Annotated in this window: 18 protein-coding genes and 1 riboswitch; of the genes, 7 read left to right on the top strand and 11 right to left on the bottom strand. The window is 69.5% G+C overall.

The window, feature by feature from the left end; genetic code table 11:
* Positions 1-5 precede the first annotated feature (5 nt).
* Together BLU81_RS09715 and BLU81_RS09710 are read right to left on the bottom strand one after the other, a co-directional pair.
* On the bottom strand, positions 6-626 hold the full coding sequence (locus tag BLU81_RS09715; RefSeq protein ID WP_092543595.1) for an acyl-CoA-like ligand-binding transcription factor: 621 nt from the start codon (positions 624-626) through the stop codon (positions 6-8).
* A gap of 124 nt (positions 627-750) precedes the next feature.
* Positions 751-2,328: an amidohydrolase family protein gene (locus BLU81_RS09710; protein ID WP_092543593.1), complete on the bottom strand. Its 1,578-nt coding sequence runs from the start codon at positions 2,326-2,328 to the stop codon at positions 751-753.
* A gap of 90 nt (positions 2,329-2,418) precedes the next feature.
* On the opposite strand from BLU81_RS09710, the gene BLU81_RS09705 reads away from it, so the two are divergent.
* Positions 2,419-3,033, top strand: coding sequence for a TetR/AcrR family transcriptional regulator (locus BLU81_RS09705; protein WP_092543591.1), 615 nt, complete (start codon positions 2,419-2,421; stop codon positions 3,031-3,033).
* 46 nt (positions 3,034-3,079) lie between these two features.
* Here BLU81_RS09705 and BLU81_RS09700 read toward each other — a convergent pair whose 3' ends face one another.
* The 4 genes from BLU81_RS09700 to BLU81_RS09685 form a co-directional block, all read right to left on the bottom strand.
* On the bottom strand, positions 3,080-3,814 hold the full coding sequence (locus BLU81_RS09700; protein WP_231954348.1) for a class I SAM-dependent methyltransferase: 735 nt from the start codon (positions 3,812-3,814) through the stop codon (positions 3,080-3,082).
* Entirely contained in the window at positions 3,795-4,286 is a 492-nt protein-coding gene (gene def / locus BLU81_RS09695; RefSeq protein WP_092543587.1) for a peptide deformylase, read from the bottom strand. Before def ends, BLU81_RS09700 begins: the two co-directional genes overlap by 20 nt.
* 96 nt (positions 4,287-4,382) lie before the next feature.
* Positions 4,383-4,868, bottom strand: coding sequence for a sigma-70 family RNA polymerase sigma factor (locus tag BLU81_RS09690; RefSeq protein ID WP_092543585.1), 486 nt, complete (start codon positions 4,866-4,868; stop codon positions 4,383-4,385).
* Positions 4,869-5,070: 202 nt separating this feature from the next.
* Positions 5,071-6,306, bottom strand: a complete 1,236-nt coding sequence (locus BLU81_RS09685) for a chorismate-binding protein (protein WP_092543583.1) — start codon at positions 6,304-6,306, stop codon at positions 5,071-5,073.
* 119 nt (positions 6,307-6,425) lie between these two features.
* Between BLU81_RS09685 and BLU81_RS09680 the strand changes: the two genes are divergently transcribed.
* Positions 6,426-6,626, top strand: coding sequence for a DUF5999 family protein (locus BLU81_RS09680; RefSeq protein WP_092543581.1), 201 nt, complete (start codon positions 6,426-6,428; stop codon positions 6,624-6,626).
* Positions 6,627-6,709: 83 nt separating this feature from the next.
* Here BLU81_RS09680 and gcvP read toward each other — a convergent pair whose 3' ends face one another.
* Positions 6,710-9,520, bottom strand: coding sequence for an aminomethyl-transferring glycine dehydrogenase (gene gcvP / locus BLU81_RS09675; RefSeq protein WP_092543579.1), 2,811 nt, complete (start codon positions 9,518-9,520; stop codon positions 6,710-6,712).
* Between the two features lie 76 nt (positions 9,521-9,596).
* A riboswitch (glycine riboswitch) is annotated at positions 9,597-9,686 on the bottom strand.
* Between the two features lie 53 nt (positions 9,687-9,739).
* Here gcvP and mgrA point away from each other — a divergent pair.
* The 3 genes from mgrA to BLU81_RS09660 are packed head-to-tail and all read left to right on the top strand — an operon-like array spanning position 9,740 to position 12,179.
* Positions 9,740-10,741 carry an L-glyceraldehyde 3-phosphate reductase gene (gene mgrA / locus BLU81_RS09670; RefSeq protein WP_373873294.1) on the top strand — a complete coding sequence of 334 codons (1,002 nt, stop codon included), beginning with the start codon at positions 9,740-9,742 and terminating at the stop codon, positions 10,739-10,741.
* A gap of 17 nt (positions 10,742-10,758) precedes the next feature.
* Positions 10,759-11,433, top strand: a complete 675-nt coding sequence (locus tag BLU81_RS09665) for a nucleotidyltransferase domain-containing protein (RefSeq protein ID WP_092543575.1) — start codon at positions 10,759-10,761, stop codon at positions 11,431-11,433.
* Entirely contained in the window at positions 11,430-12,179 is a 750-nt protein-coding gene (locus BLU81_RS09660) for a nucleotidyltransferase domain-containing protein (RefSeq protein WP_092543573.1), read from the top strand. The genes BLU81_RS09665 and BLU81_RS09660 overlap by 4 nt, the downstream gene beginning before the upstream one ends.
* Before the next feature lies 1 nt (position 12,180).
* On the opposite strand, the gene BLU81_RS09655 is transcribed toward BLU81_RS09660, so the two are convergent.
* A complete protein-coding gene (locus BLU81_RS09655) occupies positions 12,181-12,501 on the bottom strand; it encodes a hypothetical protein (protein ID WP_092543571.1) in 321 nt (106 codons plus the stop codon).
* A gap of 10 nt (positions 12,502-12,511) precedes the next feature.
* A complete protein-coding gene (locus tag BLU81_RS09650) occupies positions 12,512-12,979 on the bottom strand; it encodes a Panacea domain-containing protein (RefSeq protein ID WP_092543569.1) in 468 nt (155 codons plus the stop codon).
* Between the two features lie 307 nt (positions 12,980-13,286).
* Here BLU81_RS09650 and BLU81_RS09645 point away from each other — a divergent pair, with 307 nt between their 5' ends.
* Both BLU81_RS09645 and BLU81_RS09640 read left to right on the top strand, forming a co-directional pair.
* Positions 13,287-14,294, top strand: coding sequence for an aldo/keto reductase (locus BLU81_RS09645; RefSeq protein ID WP_092543567.1), 1,008 nt, complete (start codon positions 13,287-13,289; stop codon positions 14,292-14,294).
* Positions 14,291-14,872 (top strand): pentapeptide repeat-containing protein, encoded by a 582-nt coding sequence (locus tag BLU81_RS09640; RefSeq protein ID WP_231954341.1) that lies wholly within the window; start codon positions 14,291-14,293, stop codon positions 14,870-14,872. The genes BLU81_RS09645 and BLU81_RS09640 overlap by 4 nt, the downstream gene beginning before the upstream one ends.
* A 32-nt stretch (positions 14,873-14,904) precedes the next feature.
* On the opposite strand, the gene BLU81_RS09635 is transcribed toward BLU81_RS09640, so the two are convergent.
* Together BLU81_RS09635 and BLU81_RS09630 are read right to left on the bottom strand one after the other, a co-directional pair.
* Positions 14,905-15,315, bottom strand: a complete 411-nt coding sequence (locus BLU81_RS09635) for an SRPBCC family protein (protein ID WP_092543563.1) — start codon at positions 15,313-15,315, stop codon at positions 14,905-14,907.
* A gap of 51 nt (positions 15,316-15,366) precedes the next feature.
* Entirely contained in the window at positions 15,367-15,906 is a 540-nt protein-coding gene (locus BLU81_RS09630) for an HAD domain-containing protein (protein WP_092543561.1), read from the bottom strand.
* Between the last annotated feature and the right edge of the window lies 1 nt (position 15,907).

Genomic DNA, 15,907 nt, shown 5'->3' with positions numbered 1-15,907 from the left:
GGACCTCAGCGGGGTGGGGCGGGGAGGCCGGCGGCTATCTGGGTGAAGGCGTCGGTGAGGAGGTGTTCGATCGGGGTGGGTGGGTCGGGGCTGTCGAGGTAGTGCTGCATGGCGATGGCCACCGCGGCGCTGGCGGCGGCGGCGACCAGTTTCGGGTACATGTCGGTGGCCAGGTCGGTGCCGGTGCGCTCGGCGACTGCGGCGGCCAGCTCGGCCTCGGCGACCGCGACCGCGCGCAGCCGCTCGCCCTGCAACGCGGGCTCGGCGAGCATGGTGCGGACCCCGGCGGCCCATTGGGCGTGTGCCGGGGACGGCATCGCCTCGACCTCGGGGCCGCGGGTGAACTGTTCCAACGCGGCCGCGATGAGCGCCGTCCAGAGCGGCTCGCCGGCGGGGCGCTCGCGCAGGGCGGCGGCGGTGCGCAGGCTGCGGTCGAGGTGGCGGGAGGCGATCGCCTCGGCTTTGCTGGCGAAGTAGTTGTTGAAGGTGCGCGGGGAGACACCGGCCGCCTCGGCGATGTCTTCGACGCGGATGTTGTCGTAGCCGCGCTCGGCGGCCAGGTGAATGGCGGCCCAGCCGAGCGCTGCCCGAGTCTCGGCCTTCTTGCGCTCCCGGAGCCCCGTCATACCCACACGCTAGCACTATTTGCGTGGCACGCAAGATTGCGTGGCACGCAATTTTTTCCAGACGCCGGCCGGCTGATCGACCGGCGTCTGGCCGAGATGCAGGCCGGCGGCGAGCTGCGGAGGGTCAGTCCGTTGCCGTCATGAGTCGCTGGATGCGTGCTTCGAGATCGGCGGACGTGTAGTCGTGTCCGTCGCGCATGACGAGGGAGATGGAGCTCAGGCCCTCGATCGAGGCCAGGGGGTCGGTGTCGAGAAGGAGTAGGTCGGCGTCCATTCCCGCCGCGATCCGGCCCATCCGGTCGGTGCGGCGCAGGTAGCTCGCCGGCTGACTGGTGGTGGCCTGCAGAATCTGGAGCGGGGTGAGGCCTGCGCGCCCCAGTTCACGGAACTCGATCGCGAAGCTGTTGCCGACCCCGCGACCGTTGCCGTCGGTTCCCGTCATGATCGGCGCCCCTTGTTTCGCCCAGATGCCCACGGTCTGGAGGGTCCGTTCGTAGTACTCGTGGAGGATGTCGAGGTCGGCCGATGGGGTGGAGTGGAACGACTCGACGGCGGCGAGGTGTTCCTGCTGCTGTTCGGCGGGCAGTCGCTGGAGCCAGGGGTCGTCACGGAACTCCGGATCGTCGAGGACGTACTTGCTCCTGATGTTGGCCATGGTCGGGATGTTCCAGGTCTGTTTCTCGATGAAGGTTCCGGCGAGCTCGGCCGCACGGTCTTCGGAGTAGGTGGCGAAGGCCTGTTTCAGCAGGGCGAGCTGGGCGGCGTTCGTGGTGCTGGTGGCCGGTCCGAGGAAGTTCTTCTTCAGGAAGGTGTCGAAGGCCCAGCCGGCGAACGGGATGCCGGCGGCCCAGGTGGGGAAGGGCAGGGTGGACGGGGTCTGCGCCCAGAGTTCGTCGGCTTCGGTGGAGAGCGTGAGGAAGACGCTCGAACCGGTCCCGAGGTGCTCGATGGAGTCGAGGCCCCTCTCGGCCGCGGCGTCGATGTGCACCGGCGGCGGCAGGTGACCCGCGATGCGCAGGCCCTTCTCGTGCGCCGCGTCGATGGCGGCGAAGAAGACGTCCCGGTCGGTCAGGACCATCTTGATGAAGTCGGCACCCTGATCCCACTGGCGGGCGATCTCGGTTCGGGCGTCGTCGGCGCTGTTCGCGTTGAACGGCAAGAGCAGCGCGCCCGGTAGGTGCAGGAGCCGCGGGGCGGTCTCGTTCAGCCCGAGCCGGTTCTCGGCGCGTCTGGTCAAAAGCTCCTCGGAACCCTCCATCTGGCGGATCCCGGTGATGCCCTGGGCCAGCATCAGTGCGAAGCCGAGCTCGGTGTCGGGCGATTGGAGCAGGTGGGTGTGCATGTCGTTGTAGCCCGGGACCGCGAAGCGCCCCGCGCCGTCGATGACACGCAAGGATGACTCGACCGGCGCCGACGCGGTCGGCACGACCTCGGCGATGCGCCCGTTGCGCACGAAGATCGACTGACCGGCACGGCGGCTGCCGTCGACCGGGTCGATGACTGTCACGTCGTCGATCCGGACGCCGTCCGCTGCGGTGACGGTGGTTCGTGGCGGCACCACCGGTGCTGTCGCGCTCCTGATGGTCTCGTCGGCGGCCACCCCGAGTCCCACCAGGGCGGCACCCCATCCCGCGCGTTTCAAAAAGGTCCGCCGGGTGGACTTCACCTGTTCGGAGCCCTGGTCGTCGGTGTTCTCAGGCATCTACTTCATCCTCTGCTCAGTCGCCGAGTTGACCGTATCACCACTACTGATGACATCATCAACTTTGATGGAGACTGGTAGAGTCGAAGGATGTCAGCCCCCGGCTCACCGCCTCCTGCCCGGCAGGACCGCCGCAAGGAACGCACGCGTGCGGCTCTCATCGCAGCGGCACAGCACCTCCTCGCGGAGGGTGCGGATGCGCACGCCAGCATCCAGGCGATCACCGAGCTGGCCGATGTCGGATTCGGCTCGTTCTACAACTACTTCTCCTCCAAGGAGGAGCTCTTCGAAGCGGCGGCGTCCGCGGCCGTCGACGACTACCTGCGCTGGCTCGCCGAGCGCCTGCCCGACGGCGTCGATCCGGTTACTCGTCTGATCGAGAACGTGCGCCAGACCGGCCGGCTGGCTCTCGAGCAACCACGGATAGCCGCGATCCTCACCCGTCGCCTCGCACTGCTCGATGACGGCGACGATCCGCGCGGACGAAGCATCCGGGCGGATGTCCGCGCCGCGATGACAGCGGGCGGCGCGGTCCCGGAAACGCTCGAGTTCGACATCCTCGCCACCGTCGCCCTCGGCGCGATCATGGCCGTTCTCCGGCGAACGATCTCGCTCTCACCCGCCGAGACCGCCGAAGCCGCCGACGTGCTCGCCCACGCTGTCCTGCGGCTGCTGAGTCTGCCTTCGGCAGGGTCGGCCCGTTGATCACGGCGATTCCGGGGCACAGCTCGGATCCACTCGGGGAGACCGGTCAGCGCCGGTAGATCGCCTGCCAGCGGGTCGGCAGGGTGGTTCCGGCGGCGTTCACCTGATCGACGGAGACCGGTCGGAGGCCACCGATGGCGAACGCGTCGATCTCGGCCCGGGTCAGCGGCCACGGCGGGCCGGAGCCGTCGCTGTCGATGCGGGTGGTGGCGGCGGCCAGCACGATCAGGGTGCCGCCGGGGGCGACGAAACCACCGATGGCGGGGATCGCCGCGGCCCGGATCCCGGTCGGCAGGGCCTGCACGTTGTTGCTCTCCAGGACCAGGTCGAAGGCGTGCCGCCAGTCCGGTCGCGGGTCGAGCAGGTCGGCGACGGTGTAGGTGACCGGGCTGCCGGGGTGCCGTTCGCGGGCCAGGTCGATCGCGGTGGCCGAGATGTCGAACGCGGTCGTCGTGTAGCCGAGGGCGGCCACGTGTTCGGCGTCGCGCCCGGGTCCGCAGCCCACGATCAGCGCGCGGCGGCCGGCACCGGGCGGCAGGTCGAGGGCGCGCAGGCGGGCGCTGGGTTCGGCCACGTCCCACGGGACGACGGCGTTCCCGGCACGCGATGCGGCGTACAACGTCTCGAACCACCCGGTGGGGTCGCCGGCCGCGAGAGAATCGGCGGCGAGGCGACGGGCGTCCGCCGCCCCACCCACAAGGGACGCGGCGGCCGAACCGGTATCCGGGCCGCGGGCGCCGTCCGGACCGGCAGCGGCAGGGTCAGCGGCGGGGGACGACACGGCGGAGCTCGCGCAGGGCCTGGCGGCGGACGTCGCCGGTGAGGGTGTCGATGTAGAGGCGGCCGCTGAGGTGGTCGACCTCGTGCTGCAGGGCGCGGGCCAGGAAGCCGTCGCCCTTGATGACCAGGGGCTCGCCGTGCTGGTCGAAGCCGCTGGCGGTGACCGAAGCCGATCGGGTGGTGTCGTAGCCGAGGCCGGGCAGGGACAGGCAGCCCTCTTCGTCGGTCTGTTCGCCGTCGAAATCGCTGAGCACCGGGTTGACCAGGTGCCCGATGGTGCCGCCGACGTTGTAGGAGAACACGCGCAGACCGACGCCGATCTGCGGGGCGGCGACACCGGCCCGGCCGGGTTCGCGGACGGTGTCCTCCAGGTCGCGGACGAGGTCACGCAGGGCGGCGTCGAAGGCGGTGACCTCGTCGGCGGGCGTGCGCAGAACCGGGTCACCGTAGATGCGGATGGGCCTCACTGTCATGCCCCGAAGGCTATCCGCCGGGATTCAGCCGCAGAACAAGAGGCCAGGGACAAGCAGCCAGCGACAAGAGGCCAGGGACAAGCGGAACAGGAAGGGTCAGGCGAACAGGGTGGGGCGCTCGCTGAGCAGCATGTGCCGGAGTTTGATCAGGGAGCGCCGGGTCTGGCTCTTGACCACGGTGATCGGCACGTCCAGCTCTTGGGCGACCTGTTCCACACTGTGGTCGGCGTAGTAGCGCAGCATCACGATCGCCCGGTCGCGGACCGGCAGTTTGGCGAGGGCCTCCTGCAGGGTCAGGTGCAGTTCGGGGCTCATCGAGTACTCGGGTTCACGCAGGTCGCCGGGGACGGTCTCAGTGGAGCTGCGGCGCCGCCGATGGTCGAGATAGACCCGGAGCAGGACCTTCTGCGCGTACGCCGACAGATTGTCGCTGTCCACGGCCCGTTCCCAGCTCAGGAACAGTTTCGCCAGGGTGGCCTGGGTGAGGTCCTGGGCCAGGTGCCAGTCCCGGCAGAGCTGGAACGCGCTGCTGTGCAGCCGGGCCGTGGAAGCGGTGGCGAAGTGCGTGAAATCCACCCGCATGCGGAGGCCTGACCGATCGGTCCGAACGGTCGCGTGTTCGAGTATGTCCAGCATGTCCGCGATCTCGCCTCTCTTGACTCCATCGCGGCACTTGGCCGTGCCACTGTGGAGCGTCTCGGTGCCGCGCGTCGGTCAAATTACGCGCTCAGCCCCCTTCCGTGGGGGCGGATGCCGACAGTGGCACGCATTCGGTAGAGACGGCTCAGAGTGCGCTATCAAGAGGCTGTGCACCGGCGACCGGACGAGAGCCGAGCAGGGCGGCTCGCACCGGGGCGGACTTGGCGGCGGCCTCGTCGACTTCGGCGATCGGGTCGCTGTCGGCGGTGATGCCGCCGCCGGCCCAGACGTGGGCGCGGGCGCCGTCGACGGCGACGGTACGGATGGTGAGGCCGAGGTCGAGGTGGTCGTGTCCGATCCAGCCCAGCGCGCCCATGCTGACGCCGCGGCCGGCCGGTTCCAGTGCGGCGATCTGTTGCAGGGCGGCCAGTTTGGGGGCGCCGGTGACGCTGCCGCCGGGGCAGACGGCTCGCAGCAGGTCGGCGAGACCCACGTCGTGGTCCAGGTGGGCGGAGACGACCGACTCCGCCTGCCACAGACCACACCAGCGGCGTACGGCGAACAGCTCGTCGACCCGCACCGGCCCGGTGCCGGGCAGCCGGGCCAGGTCGTTGCGTTCCAGGTCGACGATCATGACGTGTTCGGCGCGTTCCTTGGCCGAGGCGAGCAGTTCGCGGCGGCCGTCGGCGGTGGCGGGGCGGGTGCCTTTGATGGGCCGGGTGATGACCCGCCCGTCGCGTACTTCGACGAGGGTCTCCGGGGAGGCGGTGGCGATCGCCCACCCGTCGCCGCCGAGGACACCGCCGTACCGGGCTCCCGGCAGTCCGGCCACCCGGCGCAAAGCGGCCGACGGGTCACCGGTGTAGGGCGCGCAGGCGTGCCCGACGACGTTCACCTGATAGACGTCGCCGCGCCCGATGGATTCCCGCACCTGCTGTACGGCGGCGGCATGCTGGTCGCGTGTCCAGCTCTCCCGCCAGGGGCCGAGTGCGAAGCGGCCCGGCGACGGTGGTTCCCCGATCGGCCCGTGGGCGTAGACCACGGCGTAGACGTCCGGAATGCCGGGAACCGGGGAGGGCGCGCCGACCGTCCCTCCGGCCATCACGGAACCGGCATCCGCGGATACGTAGAGTGCTGCCCCGCAAACGGCGCCATCACCGATCGGATTAGTTTTGTCATCCGTTCGGCCAAGGTTTCGCACCGGTAGTCCGTTGTGGGCGAGAAATGCCGCCACAAGCTCGGCAGGGTCACCGGGATCACCCCGATGCCATCGAAACGCCCGTAACGGGTGGTGACGGGCTTGGCAGGCGGCCGGCGCACCCGGCGCAGGACCGAACGGAGGTCGCGGAGAGTGGTCGACGGCCGTCTCGGCGTGGAGCATGGAGGGCGAGGACTCATGTGCCGACGCCGTCACCGCCTTGAACCGCTGTCGTTCGATGTGAGGTAACGTTCGCCACTGTAAATGTGAACCTTCACACAGCCCCCAACCGGAGTAGATCGATGTGCCAGCACCTGAACCCATGCCCCTCCGCCGACGCCACCGACCGTGAGGCCGCGCGCATCATCGCGACCTTCCGGGAGCAGGGCTGGAGCCTGCTCTGCAACGGCGTCATCGTCTTCGAGGACACCGGTGAGCTGCTGCCGGACGGCACGATGATCGAGCCGCACCGTGGCCCGGCCGTGCACGCCCTGGCAGCCTGAGAAGCAACACAGAGTCAACGCCAAGGGACTACGGAAAGCAGCGCAGGCCGCGATCAGAGACGACCGCGACCTGCGCAACGGACTCAGTCCTCGAACGCCTCCGGCGACGGGCAGGAACACACCAGGTTCCGGTCGCCGAACGCCCCGTCGATCCGCCGAACCGGCGGCCAGTACTTGGCGGTGCGGTCCACGCCCGCCGGGAAACCGGCCACGGAGCGTGAATAGGCGTGATTCCATTCATCCGCCATGACGGCCGCTGCGGTGTGCGGCGCGTTCGCGAGCGGGTTGTCGCCAGCCGGCCACTCCCCTGCCTCGACCTTGTCGATCTCGCCCTTGATGGCGATCATCGCGGCGATGAAGCGGTCCAGCTCGGCCAGGTCCTCACTCTCGGTCGGCTCCACCATCAGGGTGCCGGCGACCGGGAACGACATGGTCGGCGCGTGGAATCCGTAGTCGATCAGCCGCTTGGCGACGTCGTCGACCGTCACTCCGGTGGCCTTGGTGATCGGCCGCAGGTCGAGGATGCACTCGTGCGCGACCAGGCCGCCCTCCCCCGCGTACAGCACCGGGTAGTGCTCGCGCAGTCGCGCCGCGACGTAGTTGGCCGCCAGCACCGCTGACGCGGTCGCCGCCGCGAGACCGTCCGGGCCCATCATCCGGATGTACGCCCACGAGATCGGCAGGATGCCCGCCGAACCGTGCGCCGCCGCCGACACCGCGTGGTGATCGCCCTCTTCGAGGGGGTTGCCCGGCAGGAAGCCGGCCAGGTGCGCGCCGACCGCGACCGGGCCCACGCCGGGGCCGCCGCCACCGTGCGGGATGCAGAACGTCTTGTGCAGGTTCAGGTGCGACACGTCGGCCCCGAACCTACCGGGCCGGGCGTAGCCGACCAGCGCGTTCAGGTTCGCGCCGTCCACGTACACCTGGCCGCCGGCCTCGTGCACCTTCGCGCACAGGTCGGCGATCGACGTCTCGTACACGCCGTGTGTCGACGGGTAGGTCACCATGATCGCGGACAGCGTGTCCCGGTGCTTGGCGATCTTGGCGTCCAGGTCGGCCAGGTCGACGTTGCCGTCGGCGTCGCAGGCGACCACGACGACCCGCATGCCGGCCATCACCGCGCTGGCGGCGTTGGTGCCGTGCGCCGACGACGGGATCAGGCACACGTCACGGTGTTCGTCGCCACGCGAGCGGTGGTAGCCGCGGATCGCGAGCAGACCGGCCAGTTCACCCTGGGAACCGGCGTTCGGCTGGACACTGACCGCGTCGTAGCCGGTGATCTCGGCGAGCCAGGCTTCGAGCTGGGCGACCAGGTGCTCGTAGCCCTGGGTCTGTGACGACGGCGCGAACGGGTGAATGTTCGCGAACTCCGGCCAGGTCACCGCTTCCATCTCGGTGGTGGCGTTCAGCTTCATCGTGCACGAGCCCAGCGGGATCATGCCGCGGTCCAGGGCGTAGTCCCGGTCGGAGAGTCTGCGCAGGTAGCGCAGCATGCTCGTCTCGGAGTGGTGGGTGTTGAACACCGGGTGGACCAGGTAGTCGGTGGTGCGGCCCAGCGGCTTGGCGCCGCACTCGGCGGCAGCGGCGACCGGGACACCGAAGGCGGCCAGGACCGCGGCGACGTGCGCGTCGGTGGTGGTCTCGTCGGTGGAGATCGACACCCGGTCCGCGTCCACCGGGTACAGATCGATGCCGGCGGACGCGGCCGCTTCGACGATGGCGGCGGCGCGACCGGGAACGATCGCGGTCACCGTGTCGAAGAAGGCGTCCGCAGCGAGCGGAACACCGGCCGCCGACAGTGATCCGGCCACGGTCAGGGCGTGCCCGTGCACCCGCTTGGCGATCGCTTTCAGACCGGCGGGACCGTGGTAGACCGCGTACATACCGGCCATCACCGCGAGGAGTACCTGGGCGGTGCAGATGTTGCTGGTCGCCTTCTCCCGGCGGATGTGCTGCTCACGGGTCTGCAGGGCGAGGCGGTAGGCACGGTCGCCGTCGGCGTCCTTGGAGACACCGACCAGGCGGCCGGGCAGTGACCGCTCCAGGCCGGCGCGGACCGCCAGGTAGCCGGCGTGCGGGCCACCGAAGCCGAGCGGCACCCCGAAACGCTGGGTGGTGCCGGCGGCGATGTCGACGCCGATCTCGCCCGGCGCGCGCAGCAGCGTCAGCGCGAGCAGGTCGGCGGCGGCGGTGACCAGGGCACCCTTGGCGTGGGCGGCCTCCACCAGGGCAGAGTGGTCCCGGACGGTGCCGGACGCGCCCGGGTACTGCAGGTGCAGCCCGAAGTAGTCCTCCGGCAGTTCCCCGCCGTCGAGGTCGACGATAGTGACGGTGATCCCGAGCGGTTCGGCCCGGGTCCGCAGCACCGACAGGGTCTGCGGGAACGTGTCGGCGTCCACCGCGTACACGCTGCTCTTGCTCTTGGACGAACGCCGCGCGAGGGTCATCGCCTCGGCGACCGCGGTGGCCTCGTCGAGCATCGACGCGTTCGCCGTGGTGAGACCGGTCAGGTCGGTGACCATGGTCTGGAAGTTGAGCAGCGCCTCGAGGCGGCCCTGGCTGATCTCCGGCTGGTACGGGGTGTACGCCGTGTACCAGGCCGGGTTCTCCAGGACGTTGCGTTTGATCACGGCCGGGGTGAACGTGTTGTAGTAGCCGAGCCCGATCATCGGGGTGGCCAGCACGTTACGGTCGGCGATGGCACGCAGCTCGGCGATCGTCTGCTCTTCGGAGATCCCGGCCGGCAGGTCGAGGACACCGTCGAAGCGGATCGTGGACGGGATCGCCGCGTCCATGAGTTGCTCGACCGACCCGTACCCGACGGCTTTGAGCATCTGGGCCTGCTCGTCGTTGTCCGGGCCGATGTGGCGGGAGACGAACGGGGAGGACGTCATGGGCGACTCCAAGCGTGAGAAGGTCGAGGAACAACCTCCCCCTCTGTCGTACCCAGAATCGGGCACTTCAGAGCGCCTAGCCACCGCGGTCCTTTTGCCTGAGAGGTTCCGGGGAGGATTTGCCCCTTCGGCGCCCTGTGCACAGGGTCTCTCCCGCATGGGTATTACTGGCAGGACCAACCTACCAGCGCACACGCCCATGATCGGGAGTCCTAGGGTGTGCCTGTGACGTACTTCCCTGCCGCCGACCGCTACGCCGAAATGATCTACCGGCGTGCTGGTCGCAGCGGCCTCAAACTTCCCGCCATCAGCCTGGGCCTCTGGCACAACTTCGGCGACGGCCGGCCCGGCGACCGTCAGGCCGACATCGTCCGCCGCGCCTTCGACCTCGGGGTCACCCACTTCGACCTGGCCAACAACTACGGGCCGCCGCCCGGCAGTGCCGAGACCAACTTCGGCCGCATCCTGAAAGCCGACTTCCAGCAGCACCGCGACGAGATCGTCATCTCCACGAAGGCCGGCTACACCATGTGGGACGGCCCCTACGGTGACTGGGGTTCCCGCAAGTACCTGGTGTCGTCGCTGGACCAGTCCCTCAAGCGCATGGACCTGGACTACGTCGACGTTTTCTACCACCACCGGCCCGACCCGGAGACGCCGCTGGAGGAGACGATGGGCGCGCTCGACGCGATCGTCCGCTCCGGCAAGGCCCTCTACGTCGGCATCAGCAACTACTCCAGCGAGCAGGCCGCCGAGGCCGCCCGCATCCTGCGGGAACTGGGCACGCCGCTGCTGATCCACCAGCCGTCCTACTCGATGCTGAACCGCTGGATCGAGGACGACAACCTGCTGGACACCCTGGAGACGGCCGGCGCGGGCTGCATCGCGTTCAGCCCGCTGCAGCAGGGCCTGCTCACCGACCGGTACCTCGGGGGCATCCCGGACGACTCGCGGATCCGCACCAGCGTGTTCCTCAACGAGGACGCCCTGGACACCAAGACCCTGGGCCGGCTGCACACGCTCAACGACATCGCCAAGCGGCGCGGCCAGTCCCTCGCCCAGCTGGCCCTGGTCTGGGCGCTGCGCGACGAGCGGATGACCAGCCTGATCATCGGCGCGTCCAGCGTGCAGCAGCTGGAGAACAACATCGCCGCGCTCGGCAACCTGGCCCTCGACCAGAGCGACCTGGACGAAATCGACGCGACGCTGCTGGACGCGTAGCCGTACCCTCCCGTCTCATGATCGACCTCGTCGAACGGCACACCGCCCTGGCGGTCGTGGTCGGCTCCCGCGCCTATGGTCTCCACGGGCCCGGATCCGACCACGACCGGCGGGGTGTGTTCGTGGCCCCGACCCGCGCCTTCTGGACCCTCGACAAGCCGCCCACCCACCTGGACGGGCCGGCCGAGGAGCAGTTCTCCTGGGAGATCGAACGGTTCTGCGCGCTCGCTCTGCAGGCGAACCCGACGGTCCTGGAAGTGCTGTGGTCACCGATCGTCGAGTCCGTCGACGAGGACGGGCGGCTGCTGCTGGCGACCCGGCAGGCGTTCCTGTCGCGGCGGGTCGCCCAGACCTACGGGTCGTACGCCCGTGACCAACTCGCCAAGGTGGCGTCCCGGCGCGAGCGGACCGGCGAGGTGAACACCAAGCAGGCCATGCACATGATCCGTCTGCTGCTGGCCGGTGCACACGTGCTGCGCACCGGCGATGTCCTGGTCGACGTGACAGACCTACGAGACGACCTGCTCGCGGTACGCCGGGGCGAACGCCCGTGGGAGCAGGTCACCGCCTGGGCCGGCCGTCTGCAGGACGAACTCGCCGCCGCGGCGGCCACCACGGCACTGCCCGAGCACCCTGATCGAGCCGCGGTGGACCGGGTGCTGGTGGCCGTACGAGAAAGGAACCTGAAGTGACCACCGTAGTGCCGCCGTGGGCCGCCGACGCCGCCACCGCCCTGCCGTATCCCCTGCTCTTCGCCACCGTGAGCGGCGCCCACCTGTACGGTTTCGCCTCCACCGACTCCGACCTCGACCTGCGCGCCGCCCACGTGCTGCCGCCGGACGAGGTGGTCGGCCTGCGCACCGGCCCCGGCACCCTGGAACGGTCCGGCGTCCGCGACGGCGTCGAACTGGACATCGTCAGCCACGACCTGCTGAAGTTCGCCAAGCTCCTGAACAGCCGCAACGGCTACGTCCTGGAGCAACTGCTGTCCCCGCTGACGGTCGTCACCACGGACGTGCACGCTGAACTGAAAGCACTGGCGCCCGGCCTTCTCACCAGCAACCACGCCCACCACTACCTGGGGTTCGCCCGCACCCAGGAACGCCTCTACCACGGCACCGGCCAGCTCAAGCCCGCCCTGTACACGCTGCGTGTGCTGCTGACCGGCATCCACCTGATGCGCACCGGCGAACTGGAATGCGACCTGCGCGTGCTCGGCGCCCGCCTGCCCTACGTCCCGGAACTGATCGCCGCGAAACGCGAAGCCGAACACGGCCCGCTCCCGGCCCAGGCCGCGGCGTGGCTGGCCGCCGACGTCCCCGCACTGCGCGCCGAACTGGAGGACGCCCGCGACGAGACCACCCTGCCCGCACACGCCGACCCGGCCGCCGTCGCCGCCCTGCACGAACTGGTCGTCCGCACCCGCCTGGCCCGCTGACCTACTCGATGTCCCGATCGAGTGGGGCAGTCACGAAGAACTGGCAGATCACCCGGCCGCCGGTGACCCGGTAGTGGCACTGCACGCCCCGGATCCCCTCGCCCAGGTCCGGCAGGTGGCAATGCGGCACCCACGCGAACCGTACGGCCGGCTGGCCGGGGACGACCACGCCGACAGCGCGCGGCTGATGCTGGAGGCTGGGCCACCAGCCCCGCACCTGTTGATACGCGTAGTCAGGGGGGTGCGTCTGCGCACGCCAGGCTTCGAGTTTCTCGGCGAAGCCGGACAACGTCCAGGAGCCGGTCGTGCGAGATTCGGTCACGCATCCCCCTTCATTCCGGCCGGCGGTCCGCCCACAGGGTCTCGGCGCGGGCGCCGGCGGCCCGGTTCGGTCGTTCGTCGTCGGGGTCGTCGGTCTCGTCGGGCCGACGGAACCAGTCACGCAGATGCGCCCATTCGATGCGTGATCCGGTGCCGGGTTTGGTCGCGGCCTGCCACGGCTGGGACACCTGGATCAAGGCCCGCAGGTCGGCGGGGACCAGGGCGGCATAGCGTTCGACGGCGTAGCCGATGGACTCCAGGTACAGGTCATCGGCCGGAAGCGGGGCTGGTTCGCCGGTGACGTCGTCGACGTCGACACCACTGCCGGTGGCATACATGGGTTCGGCGAACAGCGGTTCACCGGTGTCGGCCAGATGATGCCCCTGAACGAAGAACAACAGCAGGATCTTCTTGCCGAGCCGCAGGCCGGGACGTTCACGATCGATGGCAGCGAGAACCGAGTCGGCATTCGTAGTCACGGCGGCACGCTACTGGCTCCCTGAAGATCATGTGCGTTCCTCTGTCCGGGCCACCGGGGACGGGCCTGATGACCGATACCGCGGTTCCGATCACCGGATCCGCCCGCGTGAACTGCCGTCATCACGAAGGGTATCGATGCAACTACAGTTCTGCTGTCGGATCGGCGACTGCTCAGGGTTGGTCATCATCCCTTCATCTGCGAACTCCGCCGATGTCGCCCGACATCAGGCCCTCCCGGCGGCCGGACCTGATCGCGAACACCGTGTCGGGGTGGCCGATCACGGTCGCCCCTGAAAGGATTCAGGAATGGAGTACCGGAATGTCGGGCACAGCGGACTTCGCGTCAGTGAGCTGTGCCTCGGGACGATGACGTTCGGCAAGGAAGCGGACGAGGCGGAGTCGCACGCGATCCTCGACACGTTCGTCGCGGCGGGCGGTGACTTCATCGACACCGCCGACGTGTATTCGGGCGGGGTCTCCGAAGAGATCGTCGGGCGGTGGCTCGGGCGGCAACGGCGTGACTCGCTGGTCGTGGCGACCAAGGGGTTCTGGGGCACCGGCGACGCCGCCAACGACCACGGGTCCGGGCGCAAGCACCTGATCGCGGCCGTGCACGACAGCCTGCGGCGGCTCGGCACCGACTACATCGACCTGTACCAGCTGCACTGTTTCGACGAGACGACACCCGTCGAGGAGACGCTGTCCACGCTCGACCAGCTGGTTCGTACCGGCAAGGTCAGGCATCTGGGGGTCAGCAACTACGCCGCGTGGCAGTTGCAGAGGTCGGTGGACGTGGCCCGCTTCCGCGGCTGGGAACCGTTCGTGGCGTCGCAGCCCCTCTACAACCTGATCGACCGGGAGATCGAGACCGAGCACGTGCCGGTGTGCCGCAACGAAGGCGTCGGGATCATCCCCTGGTCGCCGATGCGCGGCGGCTGGCTGACCGGCAAGTACCGGCGCGGCATGACCGCCGCCCCGGCCGGCGCCCGCTGGGACGGCGACCAGCAGCCGTGGCTCGGCAACTGGGAGAACAGCGTCGACGAACGAGTCTGGCGGGTCACCGACACCCTGATCGACGTCGCCACCGCGGTGGACCACAGCCCGGCCCAGGTCGCGTTGCGGTGGGTGTCGCAGCAGCCCGGCGTGACCGCGCCGATCGTCGGCGCCCGCAGCGTCGCCCAGCTGACCGACACCCTCGGGGTCACCGGCTGGACCCTCGACGAGAAACACCTCGACCAGTTGACGGCCGCCGGTGACCAGCCGCTGCCGTACCCGCACGGCTACTTGGCCCGATCCCCACGGCGCCGATCGTGAAGACGATCACCACCCGGGACTGGGACGCCTCCGCCGGCAAGCAACGCAAGCATGACGAGGTGCGGTTCTCGTCGCTGGACCTGTGCGAGACCGACCTGGAGGGCGTCGAATTCTCCGGCTGCGTCTTCTACGACTCCCGGTTCAACTGTTCCCAGCAGGTCGACGTCGCCTACCTGAACTGCCGTTTCGTCAACTGCAACTTCTTCGACGCGACGTTCACCAACTGCAAGACCGTCGGCAGTTCGTTCGACGGCTGCACCTTCGACCTGACCACCGTCGACGGCGGCGACTGGTCGTTCATCTCACTCCCCCGCGCCGACCTCGGCACCGCGAGTTTCACCGGCGTCCGGATGCGCGAAGCCGACCTGACCGGCACCCGCTGCCGCAACGGCACGATGCGCGGCCTGGACCTGTCCGCCGCCCAGCTCACCGGAGCCGACTTCACCGGCTGCGACCTGCGCGGCACCGACCTGCACGCCGTCGACCCGCGCACCACCGAACTCCGCGACGCGATCATCACCGCCGACCAGGCCATCGTCCTGGCGATGGCCCTCGGCCTGCAGATCCGCGACGCCTGACCGGAACACCTACGGCCGGGTCGCGACCGCACTCATCCCTGGCTCTCCAGCAGACGCTTCAGGCCGGCCAGATCGGACGACACCGCCCGCACGTCACGTTCGAAATCCTCGTCGCTGGTCGCGGGCGCCCGGCGAACCGTGAACACCACCTCGCAACCGTCGCCGTCGGGAATCACCCGGACCGGGTTGTAGAAGGTCTCCCCCGACTCCAGCCGCACATGGTGGTCGAGGATGCCGAACTCGTTGCGCGGCGCGAAGGTGACCGTGATCCGGCCCAGCGTCGAGTCCATCATCCACTCGCCGCCGACCAGCTCGATCGTGCTGCCCAGCCCTGGCGCCCACTCCGGCAGGTTCGCCGGGTCCGAGACGTAGTCGTAGACGTCCTTGGCCGGACGGTCGATCTGCGCGGCCAGATGCCGATGTGAAGAGGTCGCAGTAGCCATGACCGTCAAGGTACCCAGCCGGCTGCGAAACCTGCTTGAACGAATCGGACGTCAGGCAGTACCGGTCGACCGGGGCGCCGCATCGGCCCGGTCCAGCACGCCGGTGGCCGACACGAAGGCCTCGATCGTGTCGAGGTGTCCGGGCTGCAGACCACGGTTGGCCCGGGGTGCGATCAGCAGCGCGCGGCCGGTCGCGACGAGTTCGTCGTACACCGGTCCGCTGGTGGGCACGGCGTCGTCATCGGTCCAGATCAACCGCCGGCCCTGATCCAGAACGGCGTGCGCGGCGGCCAGTTTGGCCGCGGGTGCCTCGCGGTGATCGATCGGGCCGGTCCACGCGCGTTCCAGCGGTGGCAGGGCGAACAGGCGCTCCACCTGGTCGGCGTCGGCGCACCAGGTGGAGCACCAGCGCACGGTGACACTCTCCGCGCGATGCAGGGCCCGGATGCGGGAGATCAGGGCCGGCGCCCAGCGCAGCCGGTACGGGTGGCCGTCGCCGTAGGCGGTGCCGTTGCGAGGTGCGGCGCTCCACCCGGGCCGGGTGGCGTTGAGGACACCGTCGACGTCGAGCAACCAGACCGGCCGGTTCACC

Origin of the sequence: Actinoplanes derwentensis, from assembly GCF_900104725.1 — a bacterium.
Lineage (GTDB): Bacteria > Actinomycetota > Actinomycetes > Mycobacteriales > Micromonosporaceae > Actinoplanes > Actinoplanes derwentensis.
Note: the sequence above shows the minus strand (reverse complement) of the source record. Positions and strands in the feature narration are given on the sequence as shown.

Bases quoted from the DNA above. Each gene is read 5' to 3' on its own strand.
- BLU81_RS09715 (WP_092543595.1), bottom strand. From the start codon at position 626: ATGACGGGGCTCCGGGAGCGCAAGAAGGCCGAGACTCGGGCAGCGCTC.
- BLU81_RS09710 (WP_092543593.1), bottom strand. From the start codon at position 2,328: ATGCCTGAGAACACCGACGACCAGGGCTCCGAACAGGTGAAGTCCACC.
- BLU81_RS09705 (WP_092543591.1), top strand. From the start codon at position 2,419: ATGTCAGCCCCCGGCTCACCGCCTCCTGCCCGGCAGGACCGCCGCAAG.
- def (WP_092543587.1), bottom strand. From the start codon at position 4,286: ATGACAGTGAGGCCCATCCGCATCTACGGTGACCCGGTTCTGCGCACG.
- BLU81_RS09690 (WP_092543585.1), bottom strand. From the start codon at position 4,868: ATGCGGGTGGATTTCACGCACTTCGCCACCGCTTCCACGGCCCGGCTG.
- BLU81_RS09685 (WP_092543583.1), bottom strand. From the start codon at position 6,306: ATGCTCCACGCCGAGACGGCCGTCGACCACTCTCCGCGACCTCCGTTC.
- BLU81_RS09680 (WP_092543581.1), top strand. From the start codon at position 6,426: ATGTGCCAGCACCTGAACCCATGCCCCTCCGCCGACGCCACCGACCGT.
- gcvP (WP_092543579.1), bottom strand. From the start codon at position 9,520: ATGACGTCCTCCCCGTTCGTCTCCCGCCACATCGGCCCGGACAACGAC.
- BLU81_RS09665 (WP_092543575.1), top strand. From the start codon at position 10,759: ATGATCGACCTCGTCGAACGGCACACCGCCCTGGCGGTCGTGGTCGGC.
- BLU81_RS09645 (WP_092543567.1), top strand. From the start codon at position 13,287: ATGGAGTACCGGAATGTCGGGCACAGCGGACTTCGCGTCAGTGAGCTG.
- BLU81_RS09635 (WP_092543563.1), bottom strand. From the start codon at position 15,315: ATGGCTACTGCGACCTCTTCACATCGGCATCTGGCCGCGCAGATCGAC.